The 22,114-nt window shown below is 64.8% G+C and carries 22 protein-coding genes and 2 tRNA genes; 8 read left to right on the forward strand and 16 right to left on the reverse strand.

What is annotated here, in order from left to right; all coding sequences use genetic code 11:
• The first annotated feature begins 19 nt into the window (after positions 1–19).
• Positions 20–1,279 carry an MFS transporter gene (locus tag C2L66_RS03370; protein ID WP_060602034.1) on the forward strand — a complete coding sequence of 420 codons (1,260 nt, stop codon included), beginning with the start codon at positions 20–22 and terminating at the stop codon, positions 1,277–1,279.
• 22 nt (positions 1,280–1,301) lie between these two features.
• On the opposite strand, the gene C2L66_RS03375 is transcribed toward C2L66_RS03370, so the two are convergent.
• Positions 1,302–2,246, reverse strand: coding sequence for an alpha/beta fold hydrolase (locus C2L66_RS03375; RefSeq protein WP_060602031.1), 945 nt, complete (start codon positions 2,244–2,246; stop codon positions 1,302–1,304).
• Positions 2,247–2,522: 276 nt separating this feature from the next.
• Between C2L66_RS03375 and C2L66_RS03380 the strand changes: the two genes are divergently transcribed.
• On the forward strand, positions 2,523–3,911 hold the full coding sequence (locus tag C2L66_RS03380) for an amino acid permease (RefSeq protein WP_060602028.1): 1,389 nt from the start codon (positions 2,523–2,525) through the stop codon (positions 3,909–3,911).
• Between the two features lie 156 nt (positions 3,912–4,067).
• Here C2L66_RS03380 and C2L66_RS03385 read toward each other — a convergent pair.
• Both C2L66_RS03385 and hemN read right to left on the reverse strand, forming a co-directional pair.
• Positions 4,068–4,152 (reverse strand) — tRNA-Leu (locus C2L66_RS03385).
• A gap of 106 nt (positions 4,153–4,258) precedes the next feature.
• Positions 4,259–5,671, reverse strand: a complete 1,413-nt coding sequence (hemN, locus tag C2L66_RS03390) for an oxygen-independent coproporphyrinogen III oxidase (RefSeq protein ID WP_060602025.1) — start codon at positions 5,669–5,671, stop codon at positions 4,259–4,261.
• A gap of 251 nt (positions 5,672–5,922) precedes the next feature.
• On the opposite strand from hemN, the gene C2L66_RS03395 reads away from it, so the two are divergent.
• The 3 genes from C2L66_RS03395 (at position 5,923) to C2L66_RS03405 (ending at position 7,909) form a co-directional block, all read left to right on the forward strand.
• Entirely contained in the window at positions 5,923–6,219 is a 297-nt protein-coding gene (locus tag C2L66_RS03395) for a YkgJ family cysteine cluster protein (RefSeq protein WP_054933954.1), read from the forward strand.
• A 178-nt stretch (positions 6,220–6,397) separates the two neighbouring features.
• Positions 6,398–6,991 (forward strand): DUF1439 domain-containing protein, encoded by a 594-nt coding sequence (locus tag C2L66_RS03400; RefSeq protein ID WP_060602023.1) that lies wholly within the window; start codon positions 6,398–6,400, stop codon positions 6,989–6,991.
• Positions 6,992–7,072: 81 nt separating this feature from the next.
• Complete coding sequence (locus tag C2L66_RS03405; RefSeq protein ID WP_054933956.1) at positions 7,073–7,909, forward strand: undecaprenyl-diphosphate phosphatase; 837 nt, start codon at positions 7,073–7,075, stop codon at positions 7,907–7,909.
• 96 nt (positions 7,910–8,005) lie between these two features.
• Here C2L66_RS03405 and trmB read toward each other — a convergent pair whose 3' ends face one another.
• From trmB to C2L66_RS03430, 5 genes are all read right to left on the reverse strand, one after another.
• Entirely contained in the window at positions 8,006–8,794 is a 789-nt protein-coding gene (gene trmB, locus C2L66_RS03410) for a tRNA (guanosine(46)-N7)-methyltransferase TrmB (RefSeq protein WP_060602020.1), read from the reverse strand.
• Between the two features lie 186 nt (positions 8,795–8,980).
• Positions 8,981–9,054, reverse strand: a tRNA-Gly gene (locus tag C2L66_RS03415).
• Positions 9,055–9,135: 81 nt separating this feature from the next.
• Positions 9,136–9,699: a YggT family protein gene (locus C2L66_RS03420; RefSeq protein ID WP_060602017.1), complete on the reverse strand. Its 564-nt coding sequence runs from the start codon at positions 9,697–9,699 to the stop codon at positions 9,136–9,138.
• A gap of 137 nt (positions 9,700–9,836) precedes the next feature.
• Positions 9,837–10,157, reverse strand: coding sequence for an EthD family reductase (locus C2L66_RS03425; RefSeq protein WP_054933969.1), 321 nt, complete (start codon positions 10,155–10,157; stop codon positions 9,837–9,839).
• A 170-nt stretch (positions 10,158–10,327) separates the two neighbouring features.
• Entirely contained in the window at positions 10,328–11,266 is a 939-nt protein-coding gene (locus C2L66_RS03430; protein WP_060602014.1) for a Rossmann-like and DUF2520 domain-containing protein, read from the reverse strand.
• 265 nt (positions 11,267–11,531) lie between these two features.
• Between C2L66_RS03430 and C2L66_RS41150 the strand changes: the two genes are divergently transcribed.
• Together C2L66_RS41150 and C2L66_RS03440 are read left to right on the forward strand one after the other, a co-directional pair.
• A complete protein-coding gene (locus tag C2L66_RS41150; protein WP_007735200.1) occupies positions 11,532–11,693 on the forward strand; it encodes a hypothetical protein in 162 nt (53 codons plus the stop codon).
• Between the two features lie 397 nt (positions 11,694–12,090).
• Complete coding sequence (locus tag C2L66_RS03440) at positions 12,091–12,372, forward strand: hypothetical protein (protein ID WP_054933970.1); 282 nt, start codon at positions 12,091–12,093, stop codon at positions 12,370–12,372.
• Positions 12,373–12,499: 127 nt separating this feature from the next.
• Here C2L66_RS03440 and C2L66_RS03445 read toward each other — a convergent pair whose 3' ends face one another.
• Positions 12,500–13,177, reverse strand: a complete 678-nt coding sequence (locus C2L66_RS03445) for a LysE family translocator (RefSeq protein ID WP_103323679.1) — start codon at positions 13,175–13,177, stop codon at positions 12,500–12,502.
• 47 nt (positions 13,178–13,224) lie between these two features.
• Positions 13,225–14,802, reverse strand: coding sequence for a UbiD family decarboxylase (locus C2L66_RS03450; RefSeq protein ID WP_060602011.1), 1,578 nt, complete (start codon positions 14,800–14,802; stop codon positions 13,225–13,227).
• 614 nt (positions 14,803–15,416) lie between these two features.
• On the opposite strand from C2L66_RS03450, the gene C2L66_RS03455 reads away from it, so the two are divergent.
• Positions 15,417–16,625, forward strand: a complete 1,209-nt coding sequence (locus C2L66_RS03455; RefSeq protein WP_060602009.1) for a transglycosylase SLT domain-containing protein — start codon at positions 15,417–15,419, stop codon at positions 16,623–16,625.
• Positions 16,626–16,751: 126 nt separating this feature from the next.
• On the opposite strand, the gene C2L66_RS03460 is transcribed toward C2L66_RS03455, so the two are convergent.
• The 6 genes from C2L66_RS03460 to ribD all read right to left on the reverse strand — a co-directional run bounded on the left by C2L66_RS03460 (position 16,752) and on the right by ribD (position 22,112).
• A complete protein-coding gene (locus C2L66_RS03460; protein WP_060602006.1) occupies positions 16,752–17,945 on the reverse strand; it encodes a pyridoxal phosphate-dependent aminotransferase in 1,194 nt (397 codons plus the stop codon).
• Positions 17,946–18,069: 124 nt separating this feature from the next.
• The gene (gene nusB / locus C2L66_RS03465; protein ID WP_007749953.1) at positions 18,070–18,507 is read right to left on the reverse strand and encodes a transcription antitermination factor NusB; all 438 of its coding nucleotides are present in this window, start codon (positions 18,505–18,507) and stop codon (positions 18,070–18,072) included.
• Positions 18,504–19,022 (reverse strand): 6,7-dimethyl-8-ribityllumazine synthase, encoded by a 519-nt coding sequence (ribH, locus tag C2L66_RS03470; protein ID WP_054933963.1) that lies wholly within the window; start codon positions 19,020–19,022, stop codon positions 18,504–18,506. The genes nusB and ribH overlap by 4 nt, the downstream gene beginning before the upstream one ends.
• Positions 19,023–19,100: 78 nt before the next feature.
• Positions 19,101–20,237, reverse strand: coding sequence for a bifunctional 3,4-dihydroxy-2-butanone-4-phosphate synthase/GTP cyclohydrolase II (gene ribBA, locus C2L66_RS03475; protein ID WP_042310510.1), 1,137 nt, complete (start codon positions 20,235–20,237; stop codon positions 19,101–19,103).
• A 114-nt stretch (positions 20,238–20,351) separates the two neighbouring features.
• Positions 20,352–20,966 (reverse strand): riboflavin synthase, encoded by a 615-nt coding sequence (locus C2L66_RS03480; protein WP_054933964.1) that lies wholly within the window; start codon positions 20,964–20,966, stop codon positions 20,352–20,354.
• Between the two features lie 24 nt (positions 20,967–20,990).
• Positions 20,991–22,112: a bifunctional diaminohydroxyphosphoribosylaminopyrimidine deaminase/5-amino-6-(5-phosphoribosylamino)uracil reductase RibD gene (gene ribD, locus C2L66_RS03485; RefSeq protein ID WP_060602003.1), complete on the reverse strand. Its 1,122-nt coding sequence runs from the start codon at positions 22,110–22,112 to the stop codon at positions 20,991–20,993.
• Positions 22,113–22,114: the final 2 nt, after the last annotated feature.

Here is a 22,114-nt window from a genome sequence, read left to right on the forward strand (position 1 = left end):
CGCGTCACGGAGGCTGCCGATGCGCTTTCCCTTGCCGTTTTTCTCATCCCGCGCGCTATTGCCCGCGCCGTTCCAGCAGCTGGCGTGGTCCAACCTGATCGCGCAATCCGCCGAGCAGATCAGTCTTGCCGCCGCGCCGCTCGTCGCCGTATTCGCGCTCGGCGCGACCGCGCGCGATACCGGGCTGTTGCAAACGGCGCAGACCCTGCCGTTCCTGCTGCTGTCGATACCGCTCGGCGTCTACGCCGACCGCCGCTCGCGCCGCGCGTTGATGGCGGTGTCGGAAGGCGTGCGCGCGCTGGCGATGGCGAGCGTGTTGCTGCTCGTGCTGGCGCATGCGTTGACGCTGCCGTTGCTCGCCGTGCTCGGCTTTCTCGCGGCGACGGGCACGGTGGCGTACAGCGTCGCCGCGCCGGCGCTGGTGCCTGCACTCGTGTCGCGCGCTGCGCTTCCTGTGGCGAATGGGCGCATCGAGCTGGCGCGCAGCGTCGCGTATTCGGCGGGGCCGGCGCTTGGCGGGCTGCTGGTTGGCGGGATCGGCGCGGGTTGGGCTTACGGATGCGCGGCGGCCCTGTCGACGCTCGCGGCCGCGTTGCTGGCCGGCCTGCATGAACCGCCGCGCGTGACGACGGCTACGCGTCATTTCATGGTCGAGTTGCGCGACGGCGCGCGATTCGTGTTCGGCGACTCACTGCTGCGCCCGATGCTCGCGACGGCCGTGTTCTTCAACATCGGGTTTTTCACGCTGCAGGCGGTGTATGTGCCTTATGCCGTGCATCGGCTGGGTTTGAGCGCGTCGGCCATTGGCACGACGCTGGGCGCGTTCGGCATCGGCATGGTGTGCGGGGCGCTCGCCGCGCCCTTCGTCGCGCGGCGGATGACGTTCGGGCGCATGTTGCTGGTTGGGCCGTTTTGCGGACTGGCTGCTTCGCTCGTGATGGTCGCGACGCTTGCCGCGCCGTCGTTCTGGCTCGCGGCGGCGAGCTTCTTTCTGCTGGGGGCGGGACCGATTCTATGGACGGTCGGCTCGACGACGCTGCGTCAGGCAATCACGCCCGCGGGCATGATGGGCCGTGTGTCGGCGCTCAACAGCACGGCGACGTACGGCGCGCGGCCGGTGGGCGCGCTGCTCGGCGCGACGATCAGCGCCCGCTTCGGCATGGACGCCTGTCTGGTCGCGGCCGCGCTCGGCTTTGCGGTGCAGGCGTGGATCATCGTGATTTCGCCGGCGGCGCGGCTGGCGCGGATTCCCGACTGTGCCGCAGTGCCGTCGCCGTGACGCTGCTCGCGACGCACGGCCGTCATTCCTTGCCGAACTCCTTCGCTGCACGGTCGATTGCATCTGCCGTCGCGCCCGCATGCGCGACGGGCACCAGATGGCTCGACGGCGTCTCGACGATCGTCGCGCCGATCCGGTGCGCCATCCAGCGCTGGATTTCCGGCGACACGGCGCGGTCGCGCGACGTCACGAGGTAGAACGACGGTTTGTAGCGCCAGGCGGCTTGCGTTGCGCGTTCCTCGAAGGCTTTGGCCGCGATTGGCTGCTGCGCGGCGACCAGCACGCGCGTCAGGGTTTCGGGCACGTCGGCGGCGAAATCGCTGTGATATCGCGCGGGATCGAGCCACAGAAAGCCGGTGCTGTCCTTGATCATTGCCGAGCTGGCGGGCATCTGCGGGCCGCGCTTCAAAATATCGACGGCCGACTCGCCGACGTCCGGCGCGATGGCCGAGACGTAGACGAGGCCAACCACCTTCGACGCGTCCGGTCCCGAGCCGGCCTCCGTAATCACCACGCCGCCCCACGAATGCCCGACCAGCACGGTCGGACCAGATAGTTGGGCGAGCACCCGTTTCGTCGCGGCGAGGTCGTCGGCGAGCGACGTCAGCGGAATCTGCACCGACGCAACCCGATAGCCTTTCTTCTGCAACCGCGCGATCACACCGTTCCAGCTCGAACCGTCGACGAACGCGCCGTGCACCAGCACGATGTTCTGCACCGGGCCGCTCGGCGGCGCGGCAGCGGCGGGGGCGGGGCGGGGCGCGGGGGCCGGCGCTGCTGCGGGCGGCGGCGGTGCAGGCTCGGCGGCGGAGGGGGCGGGCGGAGCGGGCGGCATATCCGGCGCAGGTGCGGCGGGCGCCGCCGCCGGCGCTGCTTGCGGCGCGGGTTGTCCCGTCTGCGCGAACACGCCGGTTGTGGCGATGCAAGCGCCAAGGAGAACGGCATAGAGCAGACGTTTCGGCGACATGGCGACTCCATCGGCTGGACGGGATTCTGGGAACATACCGAACGCGGGTCAGGGTGACAACCGCTATCACACGGAGTTTTCGGACACGTTGAGCAACGGTTTGGCGGTTGCGTGGAAATCTGTCGCGGCGGCGCTAGTGCAGGCGCAGCGCGTCACGACGCGGACCGCGCCGGGTCTGCCCGATAGGTGGGCACTACGTCGAAGGGTACAATTTACGGCTTTTCCGGACGGGTTCTGCCCGGGCAGTGCGTATTCAATGCAGTGGAGTGAGACATCTTGAGCAACGGACAGCAGCATGACGGCCTGAAGCGTGGCCTGAAGAACCGGCATATCCAGCTGATCGCGCTGGGTGGCGCGATCGGCACGGGGCTTTTTCTCGGCTCGGCGGGCGTATTGAAGTCGGCGGGGCCGTCGATGATTCTCGGCTACGCGATCGGCGGCTTCATCGCGTTTCTGATCATGCGGCAGCTCGGCGAAATGGTGGCGCAGGAACCCGTCGCGGGCTCGTTCAGCCATTTCGCGTACAAGTACTGGGGCGATTTCCCCGGCTTCCTGTCGGGCTGGAACTACTGGGTGCTGTATGTGCTCGTCAGCATGGCCGAACTGACGGCCGTCGGCACCTACGTGCACTTCTGGTGGCCGGAAGTGCCGGCGTGGGTGTCGGCGCTCGTGTGCTTCGTCATCATCAACGCGATCAACCTCGCGAACGTAAAGGCGTACGGCGAGACCGAGTTCTGGTTTGCCATCATCAAGGTCGTGGCCGTGATCGGCATGATCGTGTTCGGCGGCTATCTGCTGCTGAGCGGGCATGGCGGTCCGCAGGCATCGATCTCGAACCTGTGGAGCAAGGGCGGCTTCTTCCCGTACGGTTTCCACGGCCTCTTCATGATGCTCGCCGTGATCATGTTCTCGTTCGGCGGGCTGGAACTGATCGGCATCACGGCCGCGGAAGCCGACGATCCGCAAAAGAGCATTCCGAAGGCCGTGAATCAGGTGATCTACCGAATTCTGATTTTCTACATCCTCTCGCTGGTGGTATTGCTGTCGCTGTATCCGTGGAATCAGGTGGCGGAAGGCGGCAGCCCGTTCGTGATGATCTTTTCGCAGATCGGCGCGGGTTTGACGGCGAACGTGCTCAACGTGGTCGTGCTGACGGCGGCATTGTCCGTGTACAACAGCGGCGTCTACGCGAATAGCCGCATGCTGTACGGTCTCGCCGAGCAGGGCAATGCGCCGCGCGCGTTGCTCAGGGTCGACGGGCGGGGCGTGCCGTACATGGCGATCGGCCTGTCGGCGGTGGCGACGTTTGCTTGCGTGATCATCAATTACCTGATTCCCGCGAAGGCGCTCGACGTGCTGATGGCGCTGGTGGTCGCCGCGCTGGTGCTGAACTGGTCGCTGATCAGCCTCACGCATCTGAAGTCGCGTCGCGCGATGCTCGCGCAGGGCGAGACGCTCGTGTTCAGGTCGCTATGGTTCCCGGTCGGCAACTGGATCTGTCTTGCGTTCATGGCGATGATTCTCGTCATTCTCGCGATGACGCCAGGACTCAACGTGTCGGTGCTGCTGGTGCCAGTGTGGCTCTTCGTGATGTGGATCGGCTATGTCGTGAAACGCAGGCGTGCGGCTGCGCATCAGTTGGCGGGCGTGGCGGGCGGGCGCTGACGCGCGCCTGACGCTTCCGATCAGACAGAAGCCGGATTGGCCGTGAGGCGATCCGGCTTTTTTACAAGCACGGGGCACAAGGGCACGGCGCGCGGCCAGAAAACACAAAACCCGCGGCATCTGACGATGAACGCGGGTTCGTGTGAAGCTGAATTCTGGTGCCCAGGGCCGGACTCGAACCGGCACGCCTTGCGGCGGGGGATTTTGAGTCCCCTGCGTCTACCTGTTTCACCACCTGGGCTTGTGTTGCGGCCTTTGCAGGCTGTCTCGCACGGCTTTGACGCCAAGCGAAGACGCAGATTATGGCGGAAAACCCGTCAGCGGGCAAGCCGACCCGTCCATGCGGTTCAGACGGTCCGCGAAAAGCGCTGCATCGCCTGCTGGCCGAGATAACGGTCGAACACCATCGCAATGTTGCGCACGAGCATCCGCCCGGCGAGTTCCACATCCAGCCGCCGTGCGCCGATCTTCACCAGACCGTCGTCCTCGAAGGCGCGCAGCCGCTCCAGTTCCGGCGCGAACGCATCATGGAAGCGGATGCCGTATGCAGCTTCGAACTCGTCGAAGCGCAGTTCGAGATTGCACATCAGTTGCGTGATGATGTCGCGGCGCAGCCGGTCGTCGGCGCTCAGGCGCACGCCGCGCTGGATCGCCAGTTCGCCTTTGTCGATGGCGGCCGCGTAGCCCGTCAGGTCTTTCGCGTTTTGCGCGTAGACATCGCCGACCTTGCCGATCGACGATGCCCCGAAGCCGATCAGATCGCACTCGGCGCGCGTGCTGTAGCCCTGGAAATTCCGATGCAGCGTGCGTCGCGCCTGGGCGCGCGCGAGTTCGTCGGTAGGCAGCGCGAAGTGGTCCATGCCGATGTAGACATAACCCGCGCCCGTCAGGCGTTCGACCACGAGCCGTAACAGCGCGAGCCGCTCGGCGGGAGAGGGCAGCGCGGACGCATCCATCTGCCGCTGCATCTTGAAGAGCTGCGGCATGTGCGCGTAGCCGAACACGGAAAGCCGGTCGGGCGCGAGTTCGAGCATCGTGTCGAGCGTCCTGCTGAAGCTGCGGACCGTCTGATACGGCAGCCCGTAGATCAGATCGACGCCGATCGAATGAAAGCCCGTTGCGCGGGCGGCGCACATCACGCTGGCCGTCATCTCGAGCGGCTGGATGCGGTTGATCGCGCGCTGCACGACGGGATCGAAGTCCTGCACGCCCAGACTCAGGCGGTTGAAGCCGAGATTGCGCAAATGCACGATGGTCTTCGGCGACGCTTCGCGCGGATCGACTTCGACCGAAAACTCGCCTTCGGCGTCGCTGCGCAGCAGGAAGTGCTCGTGTGTCGTCGCCATCAGCTCCGTCATTTCGTCGTGCGACAGAAACGTCGGCGTGCCGCCGCCCCAATGCAGTTGCGAGACGGGCCGCGCGGTATCGAACAGCGACGCCTGCAACGCGATTTCGCGCTTGAGCCGCGCGAGATATGGCGCCGAGCGCGCGCGGTTCTTCGTCACGACCTTGTTGCAGCCGCAGTAGAAGCAGACGGTGTTGCAAAACGGAATGTGGAAGTACAGCGACAGGTCGGTTTCCGTCGCGCCTTTGTCGGCGGCCGCGCGGCGATAGTGGTCGAGCGGGAAGTCGTCGTGGAACTGCAGGGCGGTCGGATAGGACGTGTAGCGCGGGCCGTTCGCGCTGTATTTGGCGAGCAGGTCGGGGCGGAACAGCGAATCCGCCGAGGGGAAGCGTGGGCCGGAAGGAGCGGTGTTCATCGGATCGGTCTCCAGACGCCCGCCGGACGATGCGCAAGCCGCTTTGGATGCGGCTCGCAGTGACGCCCGGTCGAACCGGGCAGGCGCCGCGCGTGCGTGGGTTGAGCTCAAATGAGTGTACGGGAGCACGTGCGCGCGAGATCGGGTAAAAAGGTCGCACTCGGCAGATGGCACAATGATGGTTTGATCAGCGTCAAGCTATCGACCGATTGATCCGCTGTTTAGCGTGTTCATGTTTCAGGAAGTGCGTAGTGTCCGTCCCTTTGTCTCAACCGCCGTCCGCGACCGCGGATCACGCGTGCCGCCCCGATTGCGGCGCGTGCTGTATCGCGCCGTCGATCACCAGCCCGATTCCGGGCATGCCGCACGGCAAGCCCGCAGGCGTGCGCTGCGTGCAGCTCGGCGACGATCTGCGCTGCGCGATTTTCGGCAAGCCGGAACGTCCGGCCTGCTGCTCGGGTCTACAGCCGCAGGCGGAAATGTGCGGCGGCTCGCGCGACGAGGCGCTCGTCTGGCTCGCGCGTCTGGAGGCCGACACGCGGCCGTGATCGCGGCGCAGGCTTGTGGCACAGATCATCCGCCGGAAAACAGTCACTCGAATCCGTGCGCCGACGCGGTCCCGTACGGCCTCCGGCGCGGACCGGTCGGGTCCGGAAAACAGGCAACACCGACGCGGCGCGCGCCGTTTCACAGCGGCCATCGCGCATGGCCGACAGGAGAATCCGCATGACCCAAACCGCTGCGCCCGCACGGCGCCGCTTTCTGATTTCCGCGCTGTCCGTCTGCGCGGCCGCGAGCATCACGGCGCCGCTCGCCGCATGCGCCACGTCGACGTTTCCGTTTATTCCGGATCACTACACGTTTTCGCAAAAGCAGGTTCAGGACGCCGTCCAGCGCAAGTTTCCCTATCAGCGCACGGTGTCGCAGGTGCTCGATGTGGCGTTGAGCAATCCAGTCGTCGGCTTGCTGCCCGATACGAACCGCGTGTCGGTGCGGGTCGATGCGCGGCTCGCCAGTCCGTTCCTGCAGCAACCCGTGAGCGGTGTGCTCACGCTGTCGAGCCAGCTCGAATACGATCCGCAGAGCCGTTCCGTCGTGCTGCGCTCACCCAATGTCGATAACGTCAGCGTCGACGGCAACGCGCAGGTCTACGCGCAGCAGATCAACGCGGCCGCGGCGCTGATGGCCACCCAGCTGCTGGCCAACTATCCCGTCTACACATTCAAGCCCGAGCAGCTTCAATTTGCCGGAGTGAACTACGAACCCGGTACAATCACGGTCCTTACAAACGGCATACGCGTGCAGATCGTCGAAAAGTGACATACGCGTGGCCGGACGGCCGCACCAGCCTTGCTGACGCGGCTGTGCATCGCCTACCAACTCCAAGCTAAAAGGCCACGGATGGACTGGATACTCACGTTGAAGGCGCTGATTCTCGGCGTCGTGGAAGGCTTGACCGAATTTCTGCCGGTCTCGAGCACGGGTCACCTGATCGTCGCGGGCAGCGTGCTGAACTTCGATGTGCCGCAGGAAAAGACTTTCGATGTCGTGATCCAGCTGGGCGCGATTCTCGCCGTGTGCTGGGAGTTCCGTCAGCGCATCGTCGACGTCGTGTCGGGGCTCGGGACACGGCCTGAGGCGCGCCGCTTCACGCTCAACGTGATCATCGCGACGATTCCGGCCATCGTGCTGGGTCTGCTGCTCGAGAAGTCGATCAAGGCGGTGCTGTTCTCGCCCGTGCCCGTCGCGCTTGCGCTGGTGGTGGGCGGCGTGCTGATTCTCTGGGTCGAGTCGCGGCAGCGCAACCGTCCCGACGTCCAGGCGCGCGTGCATTCGGTGGACGACATGAGCCCGCTCGACGCGCTGAAGGTCGGCCTCGCGCAATGCTTCGCGCTGATTCCCGGCATGTCGCGCTCGGGTTCGACGATTATCGGCGGCATGCTGTTCGGGCTCGACCGGCGCGTCGCGACCGAGTTCTCGTTCTTCCTCGCGATCCCGATCATTTTCGGCGCGACCGTCTACGAGCTGCACAAGGGCTGGCACGAACTGTCGACGGATGCGCTCGGACTTTTCTCGATCGGCTTTCTGGCGGCGTTCGTCAGCGCGTTTGCATGCGTGCGGTGGCTGCTGCGCTACATCGCGGCGCACGATTTCAGCGCGTTTGCCTGGTATCGGATCGGCTTCGGCCTGTTGATCCTGCTGATTGGCTACAGCGGCGGGTTGAGCTGGGCGGATTGAGGTGCTTGCCGCTCTGCCGGGTATCTGGCAGATGTGAAAACGGCCTGCGGTTCGCGAACCGCAGGCCGTTTCTGTTTCTGAAGCGGGTGTTGCGCTTCAGCTATTCGGGCGGCGTTTGTAAATCAGATCCCACACGCCATGCCCGAGGCGCAGGCCGCGTTTCTCGAACTTCGTCACAGGACGATAGTCGGGGCGGGGTGCGTAGCCATCGGCGGTGTTCTCCAAAGCGGGCTCGGCGCCGAGCACTTCGAGCATCTGCTCCGCGTAGTTCTGCCAGTCGGTCGCGCAATGAATGTACGCGCCCGGCTTCATGCGCGACACCAGCAGCGCGACGAACTTCGGCTGGATCAGGCGGCGCTTGTGGTGACGCGCCTTATGCCACGGGTCCGGAAAGAAGATGTGCACGCCGTCCAGACTCTGCGGCGCGATCATGTTTTCGAGCACCTCGACGGCGTCGTGCTGGATGATGCGGATGTTCGACAGGTTCTGGTCGCCCATCAGCTTCAGCAGCGCGCCGACACCCGGCTCGTGCACTTCGACGCCGAGAAAGTCGTCGCCGGTGCGGTGCGACGCGATCTCGGCCGTGGTCGCGCCCATGCCGAACCCGATCTCCAGAATGCGCGGCGCGCGGCGCCCGAAGACGGCGTCCCAATCAGGCTGCCCCGGCGTGTAGGGCACGACGAAGCGCGGGCCGAGTTCGTCCATCGCGCGGCGCTGTCCCGTCGACACGCGGCCGGCGCGCGTCACGAAGCTGCGGATGCGGCGCAGGTGCAGCGCGTTGTCCGGCGCGGTGGCGTCGGTGGTTTCGGGCCGTTCAGTGGGGTTGTCGCTGGAAAGCCCGGAAGGATTGCGCGGCAGACCGGCTTCGTTCGGATCGTGAATCATCGTGATGAAGACATGAGTGGCGGCGGGAAACGGCTGCGCGTGAGGGCGCGTCGTTCGAGCGTCGTTTGACATTCGCGGCAGGACGCACGCTATAAAAAAGCCGCCTTCAGGGAGGCGGCTCTCACGCTGGCTTCTCCGCCTGATCTCTCCGCCAGTGCGTGCTGCGGCAGAGGGAGCGGCTGAAAGTGGAGCGGGCGATGGGAATCGAACCCACGGCTCTAGCTTGGGAAGCTAGGGTATTACCATTATACGACGCCCGCAGAGCGCGCTATTTTACGCGGTTTCGGCGGCTTTGGGCAAATTGCCGGATGCGCAGCGCACCCGGCGCGCCGCCGGCCCGTTCAGATGCCGAACAGCGTCAGCGATACCGCTGCGCGCGTCACGACCATCAGCAACACCTGGACGATCACGAACAGCAGGATCGGCGAAAGATCGATGCCGCCGAGGCGCGGCATGATCTTGCGCAGCGGATCGAGAAACGGCGCCGTCAACTGATACAGGATCGGCATGGCGGGCGAACGCGGGTTGAGCCACGACAGCAGCGCCATCAGGATGGTCAGCCAGATCAGCAGGTTCAGCGCCCATTTGATCACGGTCAGCAGCGCGACGATCAGCAGCGACGGCATCAGCCCGAGCGGATCGACGCCGACGATCGCCACCATCAGCACGACATACACGAACGACGTGAGCAGCGTGGCGACGATGCTCGCCCAGTCGATCCCGCGCGTGCTGGGAATAATCTTGCGCAGCGGCAGCACGAGCCAGTTGGTCACCTGCATCACCGCGCTCGACACCGGGTTGTACGGCTGCATGCGGATGAACTGGAGCCAGGCGCGCAGCAGCAGCGCCGCGCCGAACAGCGTGAAAATGGTATTGAGCAGAAAACGGGCGATATCGCCGAACATCGTGGGTCCTTTCCTTCAGAAAACGTCCCGTGGGGCGGGACGCATGGCGCCGGCGGGCCGGCGGACGGCTGAAAACATCGAGCGCGCGACGTGCTTTGCGCGCCTCGTCAGAATGGCTGTGCGCGCCCGTCGCGGCGCTAGACCGCGACCTTGACCTCGCTAATCAGGATCTTGCCGTTGCCGCCGTCCGTGTAATTCGGAATGTCGGCGAGCAATGTGTCGCTGGCGGGTTTGAAGACTTCATAAAATGCGTCTGTCGTATCGAACAGAAAATGGCCTGCCGCCACGAACGGCGGCGGCGAGCCCGGCGGCCCGGCGTTGATGCCGATATCGACCGACCAGCCCTTGAGCGCCGCGCCGAACAGCTTCGCGGCGAGCGGCATGTGCGTGCCGCAGTAATAGTCGACGTCGAAACGTCCGCCTTCTCGATACGGATAGAGGATGCTGACCTTGATCATTGTGCGTTCTCGTCGATTGGTCGCGATGCGCAGGAAGGCGTCGTGCGCCTGCTGCGTACCGTTGCCCGCGTGGTGGTCCAGCGTTGCCGGCGGGCCGTCCGTGCCGCCGCGCCCCGTCAGGGACGGCAGACATGACGGCCCGCTCATGCCGGACGTCACATTATCACGGCTTACTCGGCGCTTGCACCTTTCGCCGCGCCTTCGAGGGTGCGGGTCAGCGAGCGCTCGACTGCCGCGCCGATGGCGTCCACGGCGGCGGGCGGCGTCGCGCGTTGGCGCGCGAGCGAGACCGCGCGTCGCGACATCAGTCCGAACAGCACGCCATGATCGCCGCCGAGTTCCTCCATCAGCGACAGTTGCTTTTCCACCACGCCGAGGTCGCCGCGCGAAACCGGTCCCGCGAGCGCGTTGGCAAGGCCCCGGTCGCGCGCCGTTTCGAGCGTGCCCGCCATCATCGGGAGCAACGCGCGCAGCGCGTCGTGTTCGTCGAAGCCGAGCTTGCGCCACAGATTCACATTCTCAGCCAGACTGCATAAGGCGAAACTCGCCGCATAGTGGGCCGCCGCGTGGTACAGAAGCCGCCCGCCAGCGGGAATCGACAGCGGATGGCAGCGCAATGCGGCGGCGAGTGCCGTCAGCGCGTCCTTGAGCGCGCCGTCGGCCTCGATCGTCACCGAGCACCCGGCGATACGATCGACATCTGTCAAATCGCCGCTGAACAGGTAAAGTGGATGAAAACCGCCGATCGACGCGCCCTGGTCCCGCGCCGGGGCAAGCAGTTCGACGGGCGACGCACCGCTGCAATGCACGACGGCCCAGGCTTCCTTGCCGGGCGCCGCGCGGGCGGGAAACGCGAGTGTGTTCGCTGTCGAACCGATGCTGTCATCGGGGACGGTTAAAAAGAGTATGTCCGCCGACTCGACGACCCGCTGAGGATCGTCATACGCGGCGCAGGATTCGATCTGACTGGCGAGTCGCCGTGCCGATTCGGGCGAGCGGCTCGCAATGGCCGTGACGGGATATCCGGCGCGTGCGAAGCCGGGCGCAAGGCAGCGCGCAATCCGGCCCGCGCCGACGAAGCCGAGGCGCGGCAGGGAAGGCTGGGACATGGTTCCTGCTCCCGACGGGACTGAACGAGGAAGCTCGAGTATCGCGCTCCAATAAATCCAGGGCGCGAACTGGCGGTTTCCGCAGGTGGTTTGGGCGCATGCCGACGCGCGTTTCGCGGTCAACTGATGCTTTCAGGGGCGCTCGCCACGCATGGTCGTGGCAGCACGGGCAAACAGGCGCGAAAACTGCTTCAGGATTTCCGTAGGAGTGGATTGGCAGTCACCTTGGTTTTCAATGTCTCGCAGTCAGAATCGGGAGGTTACGATGAGCATCTTTGCTTACCGAAAGCACTTGCGGTTCCTCACACATTCCCAACGCCGTCGCTGGTGGGATCAGAAGAAGCGTCTTACGCCTCGGGTCAAGATCAGCGGCGCTTATGTGCCGCCCAACGTCACGCGCGAGTTCACTTATGTGAAAGTCGGTTGACGCTCATTTCATTGCCGAACATACGAAACGCCCGGCCACGCGCCGGGCGTTTTTCGCTTGCGCGGCGCTTTCCGGCCTTTTAGCTGCGACTGATGCGTGCCCGCAACGCAGACTGGTAAATTTGTAAATAAACATTACCAAAGCGCGCGAGGCCCGACTGGCAGGGACGGTGGGGACGCCCGATCTGCCGCCAACCGGCGGCCAAGCCCTTGATTTTCGCGATGATCTGCATCATCTGACCAATACAAAGAGGGCGCTGACCGACCGGCCGCTTTACGGTAATTGCAATTTGCAACAAATGCAGACAACGCCATGCAGGCTTTTTCGATACATTGAATTCAGAGCATGTCCGTCATGCGACCCGGCAGTGATAGCCGAGCCGCCAGGAGAAATACAAGTGAAGAAGATCATTCCGTTTATCGCTGCTGCCGCACTCGGGGTGGGCATGGCCACTGCGGCGCAGGCTCATGTGTCGGTTGGTATCGGCATCGGTGTGCCCGCGTATCCCGTGTATGCCGCGCCGCCGCCTGTGTATTACGCGCCTCCGCCGCCGCCGGTGGTCTACGCGCCGCCGCCCGTGGTTTATGCGCCGCCGCCTGTCGTCGTTGGCGGGTACTACGGCTACCACCGGCCTTATTACCGTCACGGCTATTACGGCCGTCCGTATTACCGCTATTGATGTTCTGGCTGCGTAGCCCAACGGCGCTACGCAAGTCGAATGGAAAAACGGCGCAACGCCGGCTGATCGCCGCGTTGCGCCGTTTGCATTTCACGGGCCGATCGCCTCGCGGCCATGACGCTTCTTATCAGCTTGCTGCGTGCGCAGTCTGAACGATCAGGTCGTGGTAGCCATTGACGATCACGCTGTACGAAAAATAAGCAAACAACAGCGCGGATAGCACGTGACAGATGCGCAGCAGACCCGTGCCCGCGCGTTTGCGCCCGTGGCTCGCCAGTCCGCAGATGAAAAGCGTCCAGCACAGCCCGCCGAAAAAAAAGCCGCCGAGGAATACCGGCGCGGTCGTCACCGTCGTCGCGCCTGCCTTGGCGATCAGCGCCCCGCCGACGGCTGCGAACCACAGGATCGCGCTGGGCGACGAGACGGCGAGCAGCACGCCGCGCAGGAAGCCGCGCGCGGGATCGAGATGCGGCGTGGCGGCATCGGCTTCGCCTTCGACGGGCGGCGCCGAGGCGGGAACCAGCGCCTCGCGTGCCATCTTCCACGTAAGGAACAGCAGGATCGCCGCGCCGCCGATCCATACGACCCAGCGCACCGATTCGAATTGCAGCAGCGCTGCCATGCCCGCAAGCGCGAGGGCCGCGTAGATGAGATCGCCGAAACAGGAACCGAGGCCGAGCCAGAAGCCCGGTCTGAAGCCGTGTAACAACGTCAGCGAGATGATCGCGACGTTGACGAGACCGATATCGAGGCACAACGACAACGACAGAAAAAAACCATCCGACAACATCGACAAGCTATGCATCCGTCCAACCGTGTTGATGATTTGTTGTTATTGAAACCTTGCTCGACTCACAGACCGAGTTCGCTCCACAGTCCGTCGATGCGCGCTTTCACGGCATCGTCCATGACGATTGGGCGACCCCATTCGCGGTCGGTTTCGCCGGGCCATTTGTTGGTCGCGTCGAGCCCCATCTTCGAGCCGAGTCCCGCGACGGGCGACGCGAAATCCAGATAGTCGATTGGCGTGCGATCGACCAGCACGGTATCGCGCGTCGGGTCGATGCGCGTGGTGATGGCCCAGATCACTTCCTTCCAGTCGCGGATGTTCACGTCCTCGTCGACGACCACGATGAACTTCGTGTACATGAACTGCCGCAGGAAGCTCCACACGCCGAACATGACGCGCTTTGCGTGGCCCGGATAGCTCTTCTTCATCTGCACGATGGCCATCCGGTAGCTGCAGCCTTCGGGCGGCAGATAGAAGTCGGTGATCTCGGTGAACTGCTTCTGCAGCAGCGGCACGAACACCTCGTTCAGCGCGACGCCAAGCACGGCGGGCTCGTCGGGCGGCTTGCCGGTGTAAGTGGAGTGATAGATCGCGTCGCGGCGCATCGTGATGCGCTCGATCGTGAAGACGGGGAACCACTCCTGCTCGTTGTAGTAGCCGGTGTGATCGCCATACGGCCCTTCGAGCGCGTGCTCGTAAGCGGCGCTCGCGCCTTTCGACGGACGCGGCGGCGCGCCTGCGGGCGCGGGCGCCAACGCGCCTTCCTGCGGGTAGATGAAGCCTTCCAGCACGATCTCCGCGCGGGCGGGTACCTGCAGCGTATCGACGCCGGGCGTGATGCACTTCGCCAGCTCGGTGCGTCCGCCGCGCAGCAGGCCGGCGAACTGGTATTCGGACAGCGTGTCGGGCACGGGCGTCACCGCGCCGAGGATCGTCGCGGGATCGGCGCCGAGCACCACGGCGACGGGATACGGCTTGCCGGGGTGCTTCAGCGCGAACTCGCGGAAGTCCAGCGCGCCGCCGCGATGCGCGAGCCAGCGCATGATGACCTTGTTCCGCCCGATCACCTGCTGACGATAGATGCCGAGGTTCTGCCGCGTCTTGTTCGGCCCGCGGGTGACGGTCAGCCCCCAGGTGATCAGCGGTCCTGCGTCGCCGGGCCAACAGGTCTGGATGGGCAGCTTCGCGAGATCGACGTCATTGCCTTCCCAGACGATTTCCTGACAGGGCGGCGCGCTCACCGTCTTCGGCGCCATGTCCCACACGGCCTTCGCGAGCGACAGCAGCTTGCCAGCGTCCTTGAGGCCCTTGGGCGGCTCCGGCTCCTTCAGCGCGGACAACAGCCGTCCGACATCGCGCAGCGACTCCAGCGCCGCGCTGTCGCTGTCGGCGGCGCCTTGCGCAGCGGTATCGATGCCCATGCCGAGCGCGACGCGCCGTGGCGTGCCGAACAGATTGCCGAGCACCGGGAACGCATGAGTCTGCTTCGACTCGAACAACAGCGCGGGCCCGCCCGCGCGCAGCACGCGATCGCACAGCTCGGTCATTTCCAGGATAGGCGACACGTTTTGCGAGATTCGGCGCAGTTCGCCGAGCGTTTCGAGGCGGCTCGCGAAGTCGCGCAGGTCTTTGTATTTCATCGGTCCGGTCTGGCAGCCGTGAAGCGGCCATGCAAGGGCTGAAAACGGTGGCGAAGCGGGCGGCGCGGTGACATCAACCGACCAACAAGCGGCCCGAACGGATTGTCGATTTTACCTGCGTTAGGAAGCGCACGTTGAATACCGAATTTGCCAATCGGCCGGAAAGCCCCTTGCGCAGGGGGATTCGGCGGTCTGAACAGTGTTCATTATTACAATTGGTTATAGTTTTGACATTCTATAGTGTTGACGATCTATAAAACCCTGCTAGAATCCGGACACATTGGTTGCAGGGAATTGATAGTTTTTACCACCGTCCCCCGGTCCTTCAGACGCTACGCGTCGCTCTTACCGCCCCTGCTCGGTATTGACGGTCAAATGTAGTCTCCACCAGCGCATATCGACGCTGGTTTTTCGCGTGGGAGCCATCGTGTGCGTGCCTTTTCGGCATGCAGGCGGCCCTTTTTAAGGTTTTGGCTCCCCAACGGTACTTTTTGCCGTTTTCCCGACGTCGTTGTCGCCTTAACCAGAGCAGGCGGCGTCTTGGCTCTTTCGAACAGTAGTCCAGCCGGTCTTTTTTTCGGTGTTCGCGAAAGCCAGCAACATGGGAGATCTGAATGAACGCCTGGTTATCGTGGCGTCCCAACGAGCGGATCGCGCAAGTCATGCGCGGCGCGCTGCGTCAAGGGACGCGTGTAAGTCATCATCTTTTCAGCGTGGTTGGCGGGTTTGCAGTCCTGTTCGCGCTCACGCTGTGGCTGATGCCGAGCTGGCGCCTGACGCTGGCAACGCGGCTGATGCCCTTCATTACGGCCGCCGTGCAGGCTGGCCCCGCCCGTCTGCTGCAGGGCAACCCGCTGCCGTCGTTTGCGCCGCAACAGCGCGGCAACGCGGCGCCGCAAGACGATACGCTGTCGAGCTCGTCCATCTCGTCGAGCCCGGCGGACAACCCCAACACGGCGGCTGCCGCCGCTGACGCCGGCTACAACGTCGCCAGCGACAACAGCAGCTTCACGGCGCCGTCCGGTACGGGCGTGAGCACCGGGCTTTCTTCGGCTGCGCTCAACGGCCTCGACCCGCGCACGCTGCCCAGCGTCGGCACGATCGCTTCGATGATTCCGTCGCAACGCGTGTCGCCTGACGCCCGCGACGACCGCGTGCTGGTTTCCACCCGCGAGCAGGACCTCGTCGCGACCTTCATCGCGCGGCGCTATCGCGTCGCTCAGGAGCCCGTCAGCGAACTCGTGAAGGCTGCATTCGACACCGGCCGCGAAGTCGGCCTCGATCCGCTGCTGCTGCTCGCCGTGATGGCGATCGAGTCGGGCTTCAACCCGTACGCGGAAAGCGGCGTGGGCGCAAAGGGCCTCATGCAGGTGATGTCCACGGTTCACTCGGACAAGTTCCGCTACTTCGGCGGCCAGAGCGCGGCGCTCGAACCGCTCGCGAACATCAAGGTCGGCGCGATCGTGCTAAAGGATTGCATCGCGCGTGGCGGCTCGCTGCCGGGCGGTCTGCGCCTGTACGTCGGCTCGACGTCCCAGGACGACGGCGGTTACGGCGCGAAGGTGATGGCCGAGCGCACGCGCTTGCGCGATATCGCGCGTGGCCGCAAGGTGCCGATCAACTCTCCGCAGGCTCCGTCGACGGTGACGGCTTCGACCTCGTCGCCGGCAGCCGCCGCGTCGAACGGTGCGAACAAGCGCGTGCAGATGACGCTCGACGGCCACCCGTTGAGCGCCGCAACGCCCGTGACGGGCGCGGAACAAGATGACGCAAGCGCGAATGCGGCGAAGCACGCGGCGCAGCAGCCTGAACTGGGCGCCTGATCGAGTTCGAACACGCTGGTTGCATAAGAGAAAAGGGCACCTTCGGGTGCCCTTTTTGTTCGATGGCGAGTTTTCTTACGCCTTGAGGCTAGTTTTCAGCGGTGCGCGGGCACCGCCGCCGCGCACTTACCCGCCGAACAGCTTCCGCAGATGCTCCACAGCCTCTTCGAGTTTCGAATACGCCGTCGCATATGACAGCCGGATATACTCGCGCGGCTGATACGAACCGAAGTCCATGCCTGGCACGAGCACGATACCCGCGTCGTGCAGCATCGCGCTCGTCAGCGCGGCGCTGTCCCCGGCGGCGGGATGCGCGACGCTGCGGCAGTCCGCATAGACATAGAAGGCGCCGTCCGGCATGACGGGCACCGTGAAGCCCAGCGATTCGAGCGCGGGCGCGATGAAATCCCGGCGGCGCTTGAACTCCAGCCGGCGCGTTTCGTAGATCGCGAGCGTATCCGGCTCGAAGCAGGCGAGCGCCGCGTGCTGCGCAAGCGCCGACGCGCAGATGAACAGATTCTGCGCGAGCTTCTCGAATGCGCCGACGAGCGCGGGCGGCACCACGAGCCAGCCCAGCCGCCAACCCGTCATGTTGAAGTACTTCGAAAAGCTGTTGACGGTGACGACATCCTCGCCGAACGACAGCGCCGACACGGGCGGCGCGTCATAACTCAAGCCCTGATAAATCTCGTCGACGATCGTGAAGCCGCCGCGCGCGCGGACCGCTTCGACGATGCGCTTCAGCTCTGCCGGCTCGATCGACGTGCCCGTCGGATTCGACGGCGAGGCGAGCAGCACGCCGCGCGTGCGCGCGTTCCACAGGCGCTCGACGTCATCGGCCGTCAACTGGAAGCGCTCGGCCGGGCCGCTTGGCACCAGCACAGGCTTGCCCTCGGCGGCGGCGACGAAATGGCGGTTGCACGGATAGCTCGGGTCGGGCATCAGCACTTCGTCGTCGCGGTCGACGAGCGCCGCGCACGCCAGCAACAGCGCCGCCGAAGCCCCTGCCGTCACGACGATTCGGGCGGGATCGATGTCCAGACCATACGCGTACTTGTAATGACCGGCGATCGCCTCGCGCAGCGGGTGAATGCCGAGTGCGCTCGTGTACTGCGTGACGCCGCTGCGCAGCGCCCGCGTCGCGGCTTCGATCACGGGTTCCGGCGCGGTGAAATCGGGCTCGCCGATGCCCATATGGATGATGTCGCGCCCGGCGCGCTCCAGCAGTGCCGCTTGCTTCGCCAGCTCCATCACATAGAACGGCTGGATGGCGTCGACGCGGGCGGCCAGTTTCACGAGAGGTTCGGTCACGCTGTTCATTCGATGAGTCCAGTTCAATACAAAAGCGCGCGCAAAGCGGCGCAAAAAACAAAGGCGGGCCCGCGTAACGCCGGACCCGCCTGCATCGCCAACATCTGAAGCCAGCTACGCGCGTTGGGCGCGCTTACTGCTTGCGGCCGGCCGCCTGCGTTTCCGCCTCGCGGAGTTTCACCGACAGCTTGTCGAGCACGCCATTCACGTACTTGTAGCCGTCGGAGCCGCCGAAGGTCTTCGCGAGTTCGACTGCCTCGTTGATGACGACGCGATACGGAATGTCGACGTGATTCTTCAGCTCGTACGCGGCCACCAGCAGCACGGCGCGCTCGACGGGCGACAGCTGGTCGATCGGGCGGTCGAGGCAGGGCGTGAGGTCCGCGGACAAGGCTTCTGAATCGCGGATCACGCCATGCAGGATCGCGTCCAGATGTTCGTGGTCGGCCTTGTCGTAACCTTGGGCACCGCGCAACTGCGCGTCGATTTCACCTGCCGGCGAACCCGACAGCAGCCACTGATAAAGCCCCTGCGTGGCCAGTTCGCGGGAGCGTCGGCGTGCGCTCTTCATGCCCGTTCCTCTTCGTCGTCTTCGTCTTCGTCTTCCTCGTCGTCGCCGCCGTCCAGCTGTTCGAGCGCGACCGCGAGGTTTGCCATTTCGACAGCGGTGCGCGCCGCGTCACGACCCTTTTCGGTCATGCGGGCGACCGCCTGCTCGTCGCTTTCCGTCGTCAGCACGGCGTTTGCGATAGGCGTGCCGAAGTCGAGCGCAATGCGCGAAATGCCCGCGCCGCTTTCGTTCGACACGAGTTCGAAGTGATACGTCTCGCCGCGGATGACCGCGCCGAGCGCGATCAGCGCGTCGAACTGACCGCTTTCAGCGAGCTTTTGCAGCGCGAGCGGGATTTCCAGCGCGCCCGGCACGGTGACGAGCAGCACGTCTTCACCCGTCACGCCGAGGCGTTCGAGTTCTTCGATGCATGCGTCTGCGAGGCCGTTGCAGACGGGTTCGTTAAAGCGCGACTGGACGATGCCGATGCGCAGACCGTCGCCGTCGAGATTCGGTTGATATTGTCCGATTTCCATGTGAGATCCGTAGTGTGTTGGTTGAGCGCAGATACGCGGGAACTGGGCGAAAACTGGTCGTGAAAGCAGTTGATGCGTTCAGCAGTTTTGCGGCTTTTCGGCCGCGCTGCCCGGCATCGGCACGAAGCCGGTGACTTCGAGCCCATAGCCGGACATGCTGCCCAGCTTGCGAGGGTTCGACAGCACCTGCATCTTGCCGACACCGAGTTCGCGCAAAATCTGCGCGCCGATGCCATACGTCTTGAAGTCCACCGGGCGGCGCTTGAGCGCCTCGGCCCGGCTCTTTTCGTCGAATGCCTTGAACACGTCGATCATGTGTTCCTTCGAGTCGCCGCAGTTCAGCAGCACGATCACACCATGATCGCGCGCGGCGATTTCCTTCATGGCGGCGTCGAGCGTCCAAGAGTGCGTGGACGTGCCGACTTCCAGCAGATCCAGCACCGAGAGCGGCTCGTGCACGCGCACCATGGTTTCGCGGTCCGGCGTGGGCGTGCCGCGCACCAGCGCCATGTGCGGCTGGCCGCTCGGCTGGTCCAGATACATCACTGCGCGGAACGGCCCGTGCACGGTTTGCATGGTGCGTTCGCAGACGCGTTCGACGATCGATTCCGTGCGGCTGCGATAGTGGATCAGGTCGGCGATCGTGCCGATCTTCAGGCCGTGTTCTTCGGCGAACGTCAGCAGGTCGGGCAGGCGCGCCATCGTGCCGTCGTCCTTGATGATTTCGCAGATCACGGCAGCGGGCGTGAGGCCCGCGAGCGCCGTGAAATCGCATCCGGCCTCGGTGTGGCCCGCCCGCACCAGCACGCCGCCCGGCTGCGCCATGATCGGGAACACGTGGCCCGGCTGGACGATGTCTTCGGTGCGCGCGTTTGCCGCAACGGCCGTGGCGATGGTATGCGCGCGGTCCGCCGCCGAAATGCCCGTGGTGACGCCTTCTGCAGCCTCGATGCTGACGGTGAACGCCGTGCCGTACTGCGTGCCGTTGCGGTGCGTCATCAGCGGCAGGTTGAGCAGCCTGCAGCGTTCCTGCGTGAGCGTCAGACAGATCAGGCCGCGGCCGTAACGCGCCATGAAGTTGATCGCTTCCGGCGTGATGAATTCCGCTGCGATGACGAGGTCGCCCTCGTTTTCGCGATCTTCTTCGTCGACAAGAATCACCATCCGGCCCGCTTTGAGCTCGGCGATGATTTCAAGGGTGGAGGCGAGGGTCATGTTGGCGAGAAGTTTGGGAAAGCGCGTATTTTACGCCACGCCGCCCCGCAAGTCGCCCGTCCGAACGGCATATGCCGTCCGGACGAATGTTCAGCCGCGAAGAGTGGCGCGAGACTACTTCGGTGCGTTGAGCATCCGCTCCACGTACCGCGCGATCAGGTCGATCTCCAGATTGACCCTCGTCCCTTCCTTCAAGGCCTTGAGCGTGGTCACTTCAACCGTATGCGGAATCAGATTGATCGAAAATTCACAGCCGTCGTCGCGGTCCGTCACCGAGTTCACGGTGAGGCTCACGCCGTTCACGGTGATCGAGCCTTTGTACGCGAGGTACTTGCCGATCTCGCGCGGCGCCAGCACGCGCAGTTCGTGCGATTCGCCCACGCGCGCGAAGCGCGTCACCGTGCCGAGCCCGTCCACATGGCCCGAGACGATATGGCCGCCAAGACGATCGTGCGAGCGCAGCGCCTTTTCGAGGTTCACTTCGCCCGTGTCGCCGAGGCCCACCGTGCGGTTCAGGCTTTCGCGTGACACGTCGACGTCGAAAGAAGCCGGCGTTTTGTCGATCACGGTCATGCACGCGCCCTGGATTGCGATGCTGTCGCCCAGTTGCACGTCGTCGAGATCGAGGCCGCCCGCTTCGACGGTCAGGCGGACGCCTGCGTCCGGTTCGTTGCCGAGCGGCTTGATCGCTGCAATGCGGCCGACAGCCGCGACGATTCCCGTAAACATCGTGTCGTGTCCTCTATCTATCGGTCAGTGCGCAGGCGGCGTCGGCAGCAGGCGCGCGAGAATCCGCACGTCACTGCCAATCCGGTCCACGGCATGAAATTCGAGTTGCGTGCGCACATCCAGCGAGCCGGGCGCGGCGAGATTGAACATGCTCATCGATTCGTTGCCGAGCAGGCTTGGCGCGAGATAAACCAGCAACTCGTCGACGCAGCCTTCGCGCAACAGCGAGCCGTTCAGCTTGTAGCCGGCTTCGACATGCAGTTCGTTGACCTCGCGCTTCGCGAGCTCTTCGAGCATGCGCGGCAGATCGACCTTGCCGTTCTCGTTCGCGAGCGGCACGATCTCGGCGCCGCGGTCGTGCAGCACGGCGGCGCGCTCTTCGAGCAGGGGCGTGAGCGTGCTGCAGAAAATCAGCGTCGGCGCGCCGGCCAGAATCTGCGCTTCGGGCGGCACTTCCAGCTGGCTGTCGATCAACACGCGGTGCGGCTGGCGGGGTGTATCGACGGCGCGCACGGTCATGCGCGGATTGTCTTCCTTCACGGTGCCGATGCCCGTCAGGATCGCCGACGCGCGGGCGCGCCACGCATGCCCGTCGTTGCGCGCCGCTTCGCCCGTGATCCACTGGCTTTCGCCCGACGGCAAACCCGTGCGGCCATCCAGCGACGCTGCCACCTTCATCCGCACCCACGGCCTGCCGCGCATCATCCGCGAGACGAAACCGATGTTCAGTTCGCGCGCTTCCGTTTCGAGCAGGCCGCAGCGCACTTCGATACCTGCTTCGCGCAGCATCGTCAGGCCGCGTCCCGACACGCGCGGGTTCGGATCTTCCATCGCGGCGACCACGCGCGCGACCTTCGCCTCGATCAGCGCGTTCGCGCACGGCGGCGTGCGGCCGAAGTGGCTGCACGGCTCGAGCGTCACGTAGGCGGTCGCGCCGCGCGTATCGTTGCCGCGGCTGCGCGCGTCCTTGAGCGCCTGGATTTCCGCGTGATCGTGCCCGGCAGGCTGCGTGTAGCCTTCGCCGATCACCTCGCCATTCTTCACCAGCACGCAACCGACGCGCGGATTCGGGTCGGTCGTGTACAGGCCGCGCCAGGCGAGGGCCAGCGCGCGTTCCATGTGGACGAAATCGTTCTGCGAAAACATCG

Source organism: Paraburkholderia caribensis (genome assembly GCF_002902945.1).
GTDB classification, from domain to species: domain Bacteria; phylum Pseudomonadota; class Gammaproteobacteria; order Burkholderiales; family Burkholderiaceae; genus Paraburkholderia; species Paraburkholderia caribensis.

Coding starts and splice junctions, on each gene's coding strand:
- C2L66_RS03370 (WP_060602034.1), top strand. CDS start 20: ATGCGCTTTCCCTTGCCGTTTTTCTCATCCCGCGCGCTATTGCCCGCG.
- C2L66_RS03375 (WP_060602031.1), bottom strand. CDS start 2,246: ATGTCGCCGAAACGTCTGCTCTATGCCGTTCTCCTTGGCGCTTGCATC.
- hemN (WP_060602025.1), bottom strand. CDS start 5,671: ATGAACACCGCTCCTTCCGGCCCACGCTTCCCCTCGGCGGATTCGCTG.
- C2L66_RS03400 (WP_060602023.1), top strand. CDS start 6,398: ATGACCCAAACCGCTGCGCCCGCACGGCGCCGCTTTCTGATTTCCGCG.
- C2L66_RS03405 (WP_054933956.1), top strand. CDS start 7,073: ATGGACTGGATACTCACGTTGAAGGCGCTGATTCTCGGCGTCGTGGAA.
- trmB (WP_060602020.1), bottom strand. CDS start 8,794: ATGATTCACGATCCGAACGAAGCCGGTCTGCCGCGCAATCCTTCCGGG.
- C2L66_RS03420 (WP_060602017.1), bottom strand. CDS start 9,699: ATGTTCGGCGATATCGCCCGTTTTCTGCTCAATACCATTTTCACGCTG.
- C2L66_RS03425 (WP_054933969.1), bottom strand. CDS start 10,157: ATGATCAAGGTCAGCATCCTCTATCCGTATCGAGAAGGCGGACGTTTC.
- C2L66_RS03430 (WP_060602014.1), bottom strand. CDS start 11,266: ATGTCCCAGCCTTCCCTGCCGCGCCTCGGCTTCGTCGGCGCGGGCCGG.
- C2L66_RS41150 (WP_007735200.1), top strand. CDS start 11,532: ATGAGCATCTTTGCTTACCGAAAGCACTTGCGGTTCCTCACACATTCC.
- C2L66_RS03445 (WP_103323679.1), bottom strand. CDS start 13,177: ATGCATAGCTTGTCGATGTTGTCGGATGGTTTTTTTCTGTCGTTGTCG.
- C2L66_RS03450 (WP_060602011.1), bottom strand. CDS start 14,802: ATGAAATACAAAGACCTGCGCGACTTCGCGAGCCGCCTCGAAACGCTC.
- C2L66_RS03455 (WP_060602009.1), top strand. CDS start 15,417: ATGAACGCCTGGTTATCGTGGCGTCCCAACGAGCGGATCGCGCAAGTC.
- C2L66_RS03460 (WP_060602006.1), bottom strand. CDS start 17,945: ATGAACAGCGTGACCGAACCTCTCGTGAAACTGGCCGCCCGCGTCGAC.
- nusB (WP_007749953.1), bottom strand. CDS start 18,507: ATGAAGAGCGCACGCCGACGCTCCCGCGAACTGGCCACGCAGGGGCTT.
- ribH (WP_054933963.1), bottom strand. CDS start 19,022: ATGGAAATCGGACAATATCAACCGAATCTCGACGGCGACGGTCTGCGC.
- ribBA (WP_042310510.1), bottom strand. CDS start 20,237: ATGACCCTCGCCTCCACCCTTGAAATCATCGCCGAGCTCAAAGCGGGC.
- C2L66_RS03480 (WP_054933964.1), bottom strand. CDS start 20,966: ATGTTTACGGGAATCGTCGCGGCTGTCGGCCGCATTGCAGCGATCAAG.
- ribD (WP_060602003.1), bottom strand. CDS start 22,112: ATGTTTTCGCAGAACGATTTCGTCCACATGGAACGCGCGCTGGCCCTC.